General features: G+C 64.7%; 11 protein-coding genes. 3 read left to right on the forward strand and 8 right to left on the reverse strand.

The window, feature by feature from the left end; genetic code table 11:
• Window positions 1-191: TSUP family transporter (locus J0I79_RS33325; RefSeq protein ID WP_292869877.1), on the forward strand; the 191-nt coding region annotated here is incomplete at its 5' end.
• On the opposite strand, the gene trmD is transcribed toward J0I79_RS33325, so the two are convergent.
• A complete protein-coding gene (gene trmD, locus J0I79_RS33330) occupies window positions 173-871 on the reverse strand; it encodes a tRNA (guanosine(37)-N1)-methyltransferase TrmD (protein WP_292869880.1) in 699 nt (232 codons plus the stop codon). The two genes, J0I79_RS33325 and trmD, sit on opposite strands and share 19 nt — an antisense overlap.
• Window positions 868-1,467: a ribosome maturation factor RimM gene (gene rimM / locus J0I79_RS33335; RefSeq protein WP_292869883.1), complete on the reverse strand. Its 600-nt coding sequence runs from the start codon at window positions 1,465-1,467 to the stop codon at window positions 868-870. The genes trmD and rimM overlap by 4 nt, the downstream gene beginning before the upstream one ends.
• A 378-nt stretch (window positions 1,468-1,845) precedes the next feature.
• Here rimM and J0I79_RS33340 point away from each other — a divergent pair, with 378 nt between their 5' ends.
• Both J0I79_RS33340 and J0I79_RS33345 read left to right on the forward strand, forming a co-directional pair.
• On the forward strand, window positions 1,846-2,784 hold the full coding sequence (locus tag J0I79_RS33340) for a tyrosine recombinase XerC (RefSeq protein WP_292869886.1): 939 nt from the start codon (window positions 1,846-1,848) through the stop codon (window positions 2,782-2,784).
• Between the two features lie 62 nt (window positions 2,785-2,846).
• On the forward strand, window positions 2,847-3,914 hold the full coding sequence (locus tag J0I79_RS33345) for a TraB/GumN family protein (RefSeq protein ID WP_292869889.1): 1,068 nt from the start codon (window positions 2,847-2,849) through the stop codon (window positions 3,912-3,914).
• A 702-nt stretch (window positions 3,915-4,616) separates the two neighbouring features.
• On the opposite strand, the gene lpdA is transcribed toward J0I79_RS33345, so the two are convergent.
• The 6 genes from lpdA to J0I79_RS33375 all read right to left on the reverse strand — a co-directional run.
• A complete protein-coding gene (gene lpdA, locus J0I79_RS33350) occupies window positions 4,617-6,023 on the reverse strand; it encodes a dihydrolipoyl dehydrogenase (protein WP_292869892.1) in 1,407 nt (468 codons plus the stop codon).
• Window positions 6,024-6,046: 23 nt separating this feature from the next.
• The gene (locus tag J0I79_RS33355) at window positions 6,047-6,802 is read right to left on the reverse strand and encodes an SDR family oxidoreductase (protein WP_292869895.1); all 756 of its coding nucleotides are present in this window, start codon (window positions 6,800-6,802) and stop codon (window positions 6,047-6,049) included.
• Window positions 6,799-7,299 carry a hypothetical protein gene (locus tag J0I79_RS33360; protein ID WP_292869898.1) on the reverse strand — a complete coding sequence of 167 codons (501 nt, stop codon included), beginning with the start codon at window positions 7,297-7,299 and terminating at the stop codon, window positions 6,799-6,801. The genes J0I79_RS33355 and J0I79_RS33360 overlap by 4 nt, the downstream gene beginning before the upstream one ends.
• Window positions 7,299-8,015: a DUF4241 domain-containing protein gene (locus J0I79_RS33365; RefSeq protein ID WP_292869901.1), complete on the reverse strand. Its 717-nt coding sequence runs from the start codon at window positions 8,013-8,015 to the stop codon at window positions 7,299-7,301. The genes J0I79_RS33360 and J0I79_RS33365 overlap by 1 nt, the downstream gene beginning before the upstream one ends.
• Before the next feature lie 16 nt (window positions 8,016-8,031).
• A complete protein-coding gene (odhB, locus tag J0I79_RS33370; protein ID WP_292869904.1) occupies window positions 8,032-9,303 on the reverse strand; it encodes a 2-oxoglutarate dehydrogenase complex dihydrolipoyllysine-residue succinyltransferase in 1,272 nt (423 codons plus the stop codon).
• A gap of 53 nt (window positions 9,304-9,356) precedes the next feature.
• A partial coding sequence (locus tag J0I79_RS33375) for a 2-oxoglutarate dehydrogenase E1 component (RefSeq protein ID WP_292869907.1) occupies window positions 9,357-12,045 on the reverse strand: 2,689 nt, incomplete at its 5' end.

Here is a 12,045-nt window from a genome sequence, read left to right on the forward strand (position 1 = left end):
CCATCGCCATCCTGGTCTTCGTCTGGGGCGGCGTCGTCGCCTGGCCGCAGGCCATCGTCATGATCCCCGGCGGCGCGCTCGGCGGCTATGCCGGCGTCTGGATCGCCAGGCGCGTGCCGCAAAACGCCGTGCGCGGCTTCGTCATCGCGGTCGGGCTGTTCCTGGCGTTTTACTACTTCACCAAGGGCTGAGTACCGAGAAGATCGGGCCGCCGCTCCTTGGTCAGCCCTTCCGACTGCTCCCGCCGCCAGGCGGCGATCTTCTTGTGATTGCCCGAGATCAGCACCTCGGGAATCTCGCGGCCCTCGAATTCCTGTGGCCGCGTATAATGCGGGTGTTCGAGCAGGCCGTTCTCAAAGCTCTCTTCCTCGCCCGACACCGCATTGCCCATCACGCCGGGCAGCAGCCGCACCACGGCGTCGAGCAGCACGAGCGCCGCCGGCTCGCCGCCCGACAGGATGAAATCGCCGATCGAGACTTCCTCCAGGCCACGCGCCTCGATCAGCCGCTGGTCGACACCCTCGAAACGCCCGCACAGGATGACCGCGCCCGGCCCGGCGGCGAGTTCGCGCACGCGCACCTGCGTCAACGGTTTTCCGCGCGGGCTCATCAGCAGCCTGGGGCGCGGATCACCCAGAGGCGAAGCATGGTCGATCGCCCTGGCCAGCACATCGGCGCGCATCACCATGCCGGCGCCGCCGCCGGCCGGCGTATCGTCGACCGTACGATGTTTGTCGGTGGTGAAGTCGCGGATCTGGATTGCCTGAAGCGACCACGTGCCCGCTTCCAGCGCCCGCCCGGCCAGCGACAGGCCGAGCGCGCCCGGAAACATCTCGGGATAGAGCGTCAGCACGCTGGCCGAAAAACTCACCGGTTGCCTCCGGCATCGCGCGGGCCGCGCGGCCTGCCCTTCGGATCGAAGTCGTCCTCGCGCGGCGCTTCGCCGTCCTCGTCCTCGACCAGCCCGGCCGCCACCGGATCGACACGGACAAAACCCTCGGCGACCGACACGGCGGGAACGGCGGCCTGCGTGAACGGGATCAGCACGCCCTTGCGCCCGGAGAGCGTGACATCGAGGATATCGCCACCGCCGAAATTGTGCACCGCGACCACCTTGCCCAGCACGGCGCCGGTATCGTCCCGCACCTCGAGCCCGATCAGGTCGGCATGGTAGAATTCGTCCTCCTCGCCATCGTCCGGCAGCATCGAGCGATCGACGAACAGTTCGGTGCCGGCGAGCGCCTCAGCGGCGTTGCGGTCACTGACACCTTTGAAGCGGACCACGACCACAGTGTTGGCCGGCCTGATGTCGGTGATCTGGAAGGTCCGGCCATCCCTGGCATAGAGCGGCCCGTAGTCGGCCAGCGCCAGCGGATCGCCGGTGAAGGTCTTGACCCTCAGTTCACCCTTGATGCCGTGGGCGGCGCCGATCACGGCCATCTGGACAGGGTTTTGCGGCTTCGACATCGGCTCTTACCTTCGTCATCCACGGGCGGAGCAGCCGCGAAGCGGCTGCGCAGACCCGAGGATCCATTCCGTTACGGTGACCAGAAGACACGACAGTTCAGAAAGGTGCACGGGTCTTGTCCGCCGCAAATGTTAATCTCTACCGCAGCAACGCTCGCAGGTCACGGCATGGATCCCGGGGTCTCCGCGACGTCGCTCCGCTCCTGCTTCGCCCCAGGATGACGACGGGTCAGGCATCTCAGCCAATCACCAAGGTTTGTGACCCGCATCAAGCAACGGTCTCCTAACCCCAGCCCGGCTTCATTTCAATGCCAGAGGCCTCTTCACCGCTTCCTAACCCGGCTGCCCGACAATACCGGGCGAACCGGAACAAACGCCATGCAGGAATTCCTCATCCCGGCAAAGCCCGACCTTCAGGCGGCGCGCGAAAGCTGGCTGAAGATGCTGGCGCGCGAGCGGCGGCTGTCGCCCGAAACGGTCGAGGCCTATGAGCGCGACACCAGGCAGTTCCTGCATTTTCTGACCGGCCATTGCGGCGGGCCGGCAGGCATTTCAGACATCGCCAACCTGCGCCCCGCCGATTTGCGCGGCTTCCTCGCCGCGCGCCGCAATGACGGGGTCGGCGCCCGCACGCTCGGCCGGGGACTGGCCGGCATCCGCTCGCTGCTGCGTTTCCTCGAGCGGCGCGGCCTCGCCAATGCCGCTGGTGCCGCCGCGCTGCGCGCGCCGCGCCAGCCCAAATCCCTGCCCAAGCCACTGACGGCGGGCGACGCCAGGCAGGTCGTTTCCATCGAAGGCCAGCTGGCGGAAGAACCCTGGATCGCCGCCAGGAACGCTGCCGTGCTGACGCTGCTCTACGGCTCCGGCCTGCGCATTTCCGAGGCGCTCGGCCTCGTCGGTGCGGATCTCGCCTCCGACGCCGACACCGTGCTGCGCATCACCGGCAAGGGCGGCAAGACCCGGCTGGTGCCGGTGCTGCCGGTGGCGCTGAAGGCGGTCGCCGAATACCGTCGGCTCTGCCCCTATCATCTCGACCCGAAAGGTCTGCTGTTTCGCGGCGCGCGCGGCGGCCCGCTCAATCCGGCCATCGTCCAGCGCGACATGGTCAAGCTGCGTTCCGCGCTCAACCTGCCCGACACCGCGACGCCGCACGCGCTACGCCATTCCTTCGCCACGCATCTGCTTGGCCGAGGCGGCGACCTGCGCACCATCCAGGAACTGCTGGGTCACGCCAGCCTGTCGACGACCCAGGTCTATACCGGCGTCGACACCGCAAGACTGCTTGAAATTTACGAAGCAGCGCATCCGAGGGCGTGAACACCTTCAATTTCGCGCCGCCAATTAACCGTTTTGCCGCTTTTCGCCGCTAGAAAGCCGGTATGAAACGCGTCATCGCCATCGCCGACCGTGCCGCTTCCGTCTCGCTGAAGCTGCTTGTCGCGCTGAACATCCTGTTTTTCCTGTCGTTTCTGGCCGTTCTTCTGTTCGCGGCCGGCAGGGCGCATGCGGAAGTGCCGACCTGCACCGGCGCCGACATGCTGTCGGCCCTGCAGAAGAGCAGCCCCGCGACCTACAGCAAGATCGAGGCGGAAGCAGCCGCGACCCTTAACGGCAAGGGCCTGCTGTGGAAGCTCGAAAAGCCCGGCGAACAGCCTTCCTACCTGTTCGGCACCATGCACATGACCGACACGCGCGTCACCACGCTTCCCGCGTCGGCGCAGAAGGCCTTCGACGCGGCCGGCACGCTCATCATCGAGACCACCGACGTGCTCGACAAGCAGAAGATGATGACCGCGATGCTGAAGGAGCCGGACCTGATGATGTTCACGGACTCCACCACGCTGTCCTCATTGCTGTCGCCCGACGAGGCCAAGGCGATGAACGCCGCGCTCGATGCCCGTGGCATCCCGCCGGCGACGGTCGCCAAGATGAAGCCCTGGATGCTGTCGGCCATGATGGCGCTGCCGGCTTGCGAACTCGCCCGCCAGTCGGGCGGAGCCCCCGTGCTCGACGTGAAGCTCGCCGAAAGCGCCAAGGCCGCCGGCAAGCCGGTCGAGGGCCTGGAAACGGCCGAGAGCCAGCTGCGCGCCATGGCCTCGCTGCCTCTTGCCTTTCACATGAAGGGCCTGGTCGATACGCTGAAGCTCGGCGACAAGGTCAACGACATCAACGAGACCATGATCGTGCTCTACCAGCGCGGCGACACCGGCATGTTCTGGCCGCTGTTTCGCACCGCGATGCCCGACGAGCAGAACGATCCCTCCGGCTACGCGGCCTTCGAGGAAACGATGATCACCAGCCGCAACAAGGTGATGGCCGATCATGCCGGGCCGATCCTGGCCAAGGGCAATGCCTTCATGGCCGTCGGCGCGCTGCACCTGCCCGGGCCCGAAGGACTGGTCGAGGATTTTCGCAAAGCCGGCTATACTGTCACCGCCGTCAATTGAGTCGGATGGCAGTGAAGGGCCACACACGCCGTGTTTTCGGCGTTTTCCCTTCCTAGCGTGAAACCCATTCAACGCTTGCGCGTTGAGGGCTGTTGATTGATCATTTTCATCCACGGAGGGAACTTTTATGGCGAATCCATCAGACGACACCCCCAGGCCAGGTGGTGGCGGCGGCAGCCCTTGGCTGATCGCCCTGGTCGTCGTGATCCTGGCTGTAGTCGCGTACTATGTTTTCGGAAGAGGCGGCGGCGAACATCCCGCGCCGGCCGAACCGCCGGCAGCCAGCACACCGGCGCCAGCGCCCGCACCGGCTGAACCGATGAAGCCAGCCACTCCGGCGCCTGCACCCGCGCCTGCACCGGCTCCAGCCCCTGCGCCCGTTCCGGCACCTGCCCCAGCACCCGCGCCGGCTCCTGCTCCTGCTCCGGCCCCCGCGCCTGCTCCGGCGCCAGCACCGGCCAACTGACCGGCTCGATACCGGATACGAAACGGCCCGCTGAAAAGCGGGCCGTTTTCTTTTGCGCAACGCACAGGGTGTTTTGAGATTCAGGTCAGGCCGAGCCGAGAATGGTGAGTTTCGAGAACCGGAGCGCAGCGGACTTTAGGTCCGTGAGCACGATCCTACTGCGGCCACGCAGTAGGATCAGGGAAGCGCAGAAAATCGACGTTCGCAGGCCGGCATCACCTGAATATCTATACACCCTAGATGTGGATCGGCTTGAAGAACGTTGCCAGCGCCGCTTCCTTCACCGCTTCCGACATGGTCGGATGCGCGTGGCAGGTGCGGGCAAGGTCTTCCGACGAGCCGCCGAATTCCATCAGCACCGCCGCCTCGTGGATCATCTCGCCGGCGCCAAAGCCGACGATATGGACGCCAAGCACGCGGTCGCTCGCCTTGTCGGCCAGGATCTTCACGAAACCGTCCGTGTGCAGCATGGCCCGGGCCCGGCCATTGGCGGTGAACGGGAATTTCCCGACCTTGTAGTCGATGCCGGCCTTCTTGAGTTCCTCCTCGGTCTTGCCGACGGAGGCAATCTCGGGACTGGTGTAGACGACGCTCGGAATGACCTCGTAATTCACATGGCCGGCCTGGCCGGCGATGGTCTCGGCCACCGCCACGCCCTCGTCCTCGGCCTTGTGGGCCAGCATAGGCCCGGCGATGACGTCGCCGATGGCGTAGATGCCGGGCACATTGGTTCTGAGATGGCCATCGGTCTTGACCCGGCCGCGCTCGTCGACCTCGACGCCCGCCTCCTTCAGGCCGAGGCTGCCCGAGAAGGCGCGGCGGCCGGTGGCGATCAGCACCACGTCGGCCTCGATGGTCTCGGCGGCGCCACCCTTCACCGGTTCGAAGGTGACGGAAGCGCCCTTCTTGGCCTTGGCGACGCCGGTGACCTTGGCGCCGAGCTTGAACTCGAAGCCCTGCTTGGACAGCAGCCGCTGGAACTGCTTGGAGACCTCGCCATCCATGCCGCCCAGGATGGTGTCGAGGAATTCGACCACCGTGACCTTGGCGCCGAGACGGGCCCAGACCGAGCCGAGTTCGAGCCCGATGACGCCGCCGCCGACCACGACGAGGCGGCCGGGCACCTTTTCCAGCGACAGCGCGCCGGTCGAAGAGACGATGACCTTCTCGTCGAAATCGACCTTGACGCCAGGAATGCCGGCGACATCCGAGCCGGTGGCGATGACGATGTTCTTCGTCTCGATCTCCTCGACCTTGCCGTCCTCGCCGGTGACCGAGACCTTGCCGGCGGCGATCACCTTGCCGGTGCCCCGGAAACTGTCGATCTTGTTCTTCTTGAACAGGAAGGCGACGCCGTTGACGTTGGACGCCACCGTTGCATCCTTGTGCGCCAGCATCTTCTTCAGATTGAGCTTCGGCGCCGGTATCTCGACACCCAGCGTGTCGAAGGAATGGCCGGCCTCCGCGAACATCTCGGAGGCGTAAAGCAGCGCCTTGGACGGGATGCAGCCGATGTTGAGGCAGGTGCCGCCGAAGGTGGCATTCTTCTCGACCACCGCGACCTTGAGCCCGAGCTGCGCCGCCTTGATGGCGCAGACATAACCGCCCGGTCCCGAGCCGATGATAACGACGTCATAAGCCATGTTCGTTTTCCTTTGCTTGGGGCTCAGCGGCCGCCGCTGACATTTAGGATCGCGCCGGTCGTATAGGACGCGGCGTCGGACAGGAGATAGAGGACAGCACCGGCGACTTCATCCGCCGTGCCCGCCCTTTTCATCGGCAGCAGGTCGCGGAACCGGTCGATCCTGTCCGGCTGTCCGCCCGACGCATGGATCTCGGTGTCGATGATGCCGGGCCGCACCGCATTGACGCGGATGCCTTCCAGCGCCAACTCACGGGCAAGCCCGATGGTGAAAGTGTCGATGGCGCCCTTGGATGCGGCATAGTCGACATATTCGCCCGGCGAGCCGATCATCGCAGCCGCCGACGAGATGTTGACGATTGCCCCGCCCTTGCCGCCATGGCGCGTGGACATGCGCTTGACCGCCTCGCGCGCGCAGAGGAACGATCCGATCACGTTGATACGCATCATGCGCTCCAGCCGCGCGACATCCATCTCGTCGACGCGTGCCTTGACGTCGACGATGCCGGCATTGTTGACGAAAGCGTCGAGCCGGCCATAGGCGCGGTCGACGGCGCCGAACATGGCGACGATATCGGTCTCCTTGCCGACATCGCCCCTGACAGCGATGGCTTCGCCACCATCGGCCTTGATGTCGGCGACCAGCGCGTCGGCGGCGGCCTTGTTCGCGGCATAGTTGATCCCCAGTCGATAGCCGGCCTTGGCGCCGAGCCGGCAGATGGCGGCGCCGATGCCCCGGCTACCGCCGGTGACCAGCAGCACCTTTCGCGCAGTGCTCATTCCTGGCATCCCTTCATCGCGAACATGTCCGACGGCACTTTCGAGAAGCCGCCGGCGCCATAGGCCTTGGACTGCCGCAGCACCGGCCCGAGATCGGGCAGGATCAGTGTCTTCGGCGCTTCGACGCCTTCCGCCGGCAGCAGGCCGGCGCTGCCCTTGTCGTCGGAGGTGTAGATGACGCCGCTCCACAGCGTGCAGGCGGCAAGCTCTTCGCCCGTCACGTCGCCTTCCGGGCATTTGTACATCAGCGTGCCGTTCGGCCGCGAGACGTCAGCGGTCCACACGACGATGCCGTTCAGCACCACATTGTTGTCGAGGATGAGCCGGAACGTGTTGGTGACGGTGGCGGAGGTGCCGGTCGGCGTGAAGTCGATCTCGCTGCCGCTCTGCGCATCGCCATAGACGGCGAGCTCGATCGGACAGGCGGCATGGGCGAGAGAACTCGCAGCCAACGATCCGGCGAGACATCCAATCGTAAGCGAGGTGACGTTTGCCATCAGTTCGCCTGGTTGCTTTTGCGGCCGTCAGCGTTTTCGAGCACTTCGAAGTCGGTCATCAGGAGCAGTGGCTCGCCGGATGCGTCCAATCCCCAGAAGGAGCGATAAGCTCCATCACCGTAGCCGGTGTGGCACATAGCGACATTCACCGGATTTCCTTCAATCGGATTGTCCATGCCAAATCTGTCGAGAGAGTACACAACATCTGCAAGATAGTCGTCGAGCTCTTCGGTGTCGGACATTAACGTCAGAACCGACTTGTCCATGAATGATGCAACAGCGTCATCGACGATAAATTCAAAGAACTCTGACTTATAGACCGGTGGGCGATCGCTAGCGAAGGTGGCCAATTCCCAATGCATTGGTGAGCCGTGGCCAAACCGCAAGATCGCTACGGCAACATGCCCTTGCGCCTCAAGCATGGTGACCGGGTAGCGTCCCGGCCTAACCTTGCGGCTGAACGCAGGCCGTTCCAGCCCGGTAATCAGCGGATCGCAGGCGACGATTTCCCCGGTCGGAAGCTCAAGCTCGCCGATCACGGTAGCAGTGATCTCCCGCTTTGCCATCTCGGCATCGCTGAGAGCAACCACGCCGAGATTGTTGCTAATTTCAGAAGCATCCCAATCTACAGGCGAAGCGATCACGGGCAAATCGTAGACAAGCCAGGCGCGTCCACGCCGAAAAAATCGGCGTATGGCATCCAGCCGGCCGCTCATGACCCGATCGGCCCGATCACAGATCGAGCACCAGCCGTTCCGGATCCTCCAGGCTGTCCTTGACGCGCACCAGGAAGGTCACGGCTTCCTTGCCGTCGACGATGCGGTGATCGTAGCTGAGCGCCAGGTACATCATCGGCCGGATGACGATCTGGCCGCCGACCACGACGGGCCGATCCTGGATCTTGTGCATGCCCAGAATGCCCGACTGCGGCGCGTTGAGGATCGGCGTCGACATCAGCGAGCCGTAGACGCCGCCGTTGGAAATCGTGAACGTGCCGCCCTGCATGTCGGCAACCGAGAGCTTGCCGTCACGCGCGGCGAGGCCCAGACGTCCGATCTCCTTCTCGATCTCGGCGATCGACATCTGGTCGGCATCGCGAACCACCGGCACGACGAGGCCTTTTTCCGTGCCGACGGCGACGCCGACATGAGCAAAATTCTTGTAGATGATGTCGGTGCCGTCGATCTCGGCATTGACCGCCGGGATCTCCTTCAGCGCGTGCGTGACCGCCTTGGTGAAGAAGCCCATGAAACCGAGCTTGACGCCATGCTTCTTCTCGAACACGTCCTTGTACTTGGTCCGCAGCGCCATGACAGCCGACATGTCCACCTCGTTGAAGGTGGTGAGCATGGCGGCGGTCGACTGCGCCTCCTTGAGCCGGCGCGCGATGGTCTGGCGCAGCTTGGTCATGCGGACACGCTCCTCGCGCACCGCGTCGTCGCCCGACGACGGCGCACGAACCGCGACCGGGGCCGGAGCGGCCTTCGGCGTTTCCGCGGGCTGCGATGGTGCGCCCTTGGAAATGGCGTCCAGCACGTCGCCCTTCAGCACCTGGCCGCGCTTGCCCGATCCGGCAAGCTGGTCGACGGAGAGGTTGTTCTCGGCGATCAGCTTGGCGGCCGCCGGTGCCGGCGGCATGGTGCGCGGCTCGACCGGGCCGTCGCCGGCGATCTTGGCGGTTTCGGCCGCCGCCTGCTTCGTGGTGTGGGCGGCTTCCGGGCTGGATGCCTGCGCCACGGCCTGGGGCTTGGGCGCCGCGGCGGCGCCGCCGGCCGAAATGGACCCCAGAAGCGCGCCGACGCCGACCGTCTCGCCTTCCTTGGCGGTGATTTCACTCAGCGTGCCGGCAGCAGCGGCAGGCACCTCCACCGTCACCTTGTCGGTTTCGAGTTCGACCAGCGGCTCGTCGACGGCAATGGCATCGCCAACCTTCTTGAACCACTTGCCGATGGTCGCCTCGGTGACGGATTCGCCGAGAGTTGGAACGCGGATTTCGGTAGCCATTGTGCCTGTCCGTTTTCTTTCGTTCTGTTTTCTTTGTTCGCCCAATTCAGCTTTTATTCGCCGAGCGCGTCTTCGAGCAGGGCGGCGAGCTGGGCAAGGTGCTTGGACATCAGCCCGGTCGCCGGCGACGCGGCCGCCGGCCGGCCGGTGTAGCGCACGCGCTGATGCTTGGCGTCGATATGCGCCAGCACCCACTCCAGATAGGGGTCGATGAACGACCAGGCGCCCATGTTCTTGGGCTCCTCCTGGCACCACACCATCTCCGCGTTGCGGAAGCGTGACAGTTCGGTGATCAGCGCCTTGGCCGGGAACGGATAGAGCTGTTCGACGCGCAGCAGGTAGATGTCGTTGATGCCGCGCTTCTCGCGCTCTTCGTAGAGATCGTAATAGACCTTGCCAGAGCACAGCACGACGCGGCGGATCTTGGAATCCTTGGTCAGCTTGATCGCCTGGTTCGGCAGGAGCTGCGCATCGTCCCACAGGAGCCGGTGGAACGAGCTTTCGCCCGAGATTTCCGGCAGCGTCGACACCGCCCGCTTGTGACGCAGCAGCGACTTCGGGGTCATCAGGATCAGCGGCTTGCGGAAGTCGCGCTTCAGCTGCCGGCGCAATATGTGGAAGTAGTTCGCCGGCGTGGTGCAGTTCGCCACCTGCATATTGTCTTCCGCGCAAAGCTGCAGGAAGCGCTCCAGCCGTGCCGAGGAATGCTCCGGCCCCTGGCCCTCATAGCCATGCGGCAGAAGACAGACCAGGCCCGACATTCTGAGCCACTTGCGCTCGCCCGACGAGATGAACTGGTCGAACACCACCTGGGCGCCGTTGGCGAAGTCGCCGAACTGCGCTTCCCACAGCGTCAGCGCCTTCGGCTCGGCCAGGCTGTAGCCATATTCGAAGCCCAGCACCGCCTCTTCCGACAGCATCGAGTTGATGACTTCGTAGCCCGCCTGCGCCGCCGACAGATTGTTGAGCGGAATGTAGCGGGTCTCGTCGCGCTGGTCGTAGAGCACGGAATGGCGCTGCGAGAAGGTGCCGCGTTCGGAATCCTGCCCCGACAGGCGGATCGGATTGCCGTCGAGCAGAATGGCGCCGAAGGCCAGTGCCTCGGCTGTCGACCAGTCGATGCCTTCGCCGGATTCGATTGCCTCGCGGCGGTTTTCCAGGAAGCGGATGATCGTCTTGTGCGCCTCGAAGTCCTTCGGCACCTCGGTCAGCTTCTTGCCGATTTCCTTGAGCGTCTTCACCGGCACGGCGGTCTTGCCGCGCCGCTGTTCGTCCTGGTTGTCGGCGGTGCGCAGGCCTGACCACGCCCCATCCAGCCAGTCGGCCTTGTTGGGCTTGTAGTGCTGGCCGATCTCCCATTCCGATTCCAGATGCGCGCGCCAGTCGGCCTTGAGCTTGTCGAGCTCGGCCTGGGTGATGTGGCCTTCGGCGATCAACCGGTCGCCATAGATCTGCACCGTCGTCTTGTGGGTGCGGATGTTGCGGTACATCAGCGGCTGCGTGAAGGCAGGCTCGTCGCCTTCATTGTGGCCGAAGCGGCGGTAGCAGAACATGTCGACCACAACAGGCTTGTGGAACTTCATGCGGAATTCGATCGCCACCTTGGTGGCGTGCACCACGGCTTCCGGATCGTCGCCGTTGACGTGGAAGATCGGCGCCTCGATCATCTTGGCAACGTCGGACGGATAGGGCGAGGACCTTGAGAAGCGCGGATTTGTCGTGAAGCCGATCTGGTTGTTGATGATGAAATGCAGCGTGCCCGCGACGCGATGGCCGCGCAGGCCCGACAGGCCGAGGATTTCGGCGATCACGCCCTGGCCGGCAAAGGCGGCGTCGCCGTGCAGCAAGAGCGGCAGCACCTTGGCGCGTTCCTCCAGCGGCACGATCTCCTCGCGGCCGCGCGCGAACAGATAGTCCTGCTTGGCGCGCGCCTTGCCCATCACCACCGGATCGACGATTTCCAGATGCGACGGGTTGGCGGTCAGAGACAGGTGCACCTTGTTGCCGTCGAACTCGCGGTCCGACGAGGCGCCGAGATGGTACTTCACGTCGCCCGAGCCCTCGACCTCGTCGGGAGCCGCCGAGCCGCCCTTGAATTCGTGGAAGATGGCGCGATGCGGCTTGGCCATCACCTGCGAGAGCACGTTGAGGCGGCCGCGATGGGCCATGCCGAGCACGATTTCCTTCAGGCCGAGCTGGCCGCCGCGCTTGACGATCTGTTCCAGCGCCGGGATCAGCGATTCACCGCCGTCGAGGCCGAAACGCTTGGTGCCCTTGTACTTGACGTCGATGAACTGCTCGAAGCCTTCCGCCTCGACCAGCTTCTGCAGGATCGCCTTCTTGCCGGTCGCGGTAAACGAGATTTCCTTGTCCGCGCCCTCGATGCGGGCCTGGATCCAGGCCTTCTCCTCGGGGTCGGAAATGTGCATGAACTCGACGCCCAGCGTCGAGCAATAGGTGCGGGTCAGGATTTCCAGCATCTGCCGGATGGTGCCGAATTCCAGCCCCAGCACATTGTCGAGGAAGATCGGCCGGTCGTAATCGGCTTCGGTGAAGCCGTAATTCTCCGGCGACAGCTCGTTGTAATCCTCGAGCGGCTTGGCGATGCCGAGCGGATCGCGATTGGCATGCAGGTGTCCGCGCATGCGGTAGGCGCGGATCATCATGATGGCGCGCACCGAATCGCGCGTAGCCTGGTGTACGTCGGCATCGGAGGGCGCGACGCCGTTGGCGACCGCCTTC

The organism is Mesorhizobium sp., from assembly GCF_017306585.1.
In the GTDB taxonomy this organism is placed as follows: Bacteria; Pseudomonadota; Alphaproteobacteria; order Rhizobiales; family Rhizobiaceae; genus Mesorhizobium.

Excerpts from the sequence above, each read along its gene's own strand:
- odhB (WP_292869904.1), bottom strand. The coding sequence starts at position 9,303 with ATGGCTACCGAAATCCGCGTTCCAACTCTCGGCGAATCCGTCACCGAG.
- J0I79_RS33340 (WP_292869886.1), top strand. The coding sequence starts at position 1,846 with ATGCAGGAATTCCTCATCCCGGCAAAGCCCGACCTTCAGGCGGCGCGC.
- J0I79_RS33365 (WP_292869901.1), bottom strand. The coding sequence starts at position 8,015 with ATGAGCGGCCGGCTGGATGCCATACGCCGATTTTTTCGGCGTGGACGC.
- J0I79_RS33355 (WP_292869895.1), bottom strand. The coding sequence starts at position 6,802 with ATGAGCACTGCGCGAAAGGTGCTGCTGGTCACCGGCGGTAGCCGGGGC.
- J0I79_RS33345 (WP_292869889.1), top strand. The coding sequence starts at position 2,847 with ATGAAACGCGTCATCGCCATCGCCGACCGTGCCGCTTCCGTCTCGCTG.
- J0I79_RS33360 (WP_292869898.1), bottom strand. The coding sequence starts at position 7,299 with ATGGCAAACGTCACCTCGCTTACGATTGGATGTCTCGCCGGATCGTTG.
- lpdA (WP_292869892.1), bottom strand. The coding sequence starts at position 6,023 with ATGGCTTATGACGTCGTTATCATCGGCTCGGGACCGGGCGGTTATGTC.
- rimM (WP_292869883.1), bottom strand. The coding sequence starts at position 1,467 with ATGTCGAAGCCGCAAAACCCTGTCCAGATGGCCGTGATCGGCGCCGCC.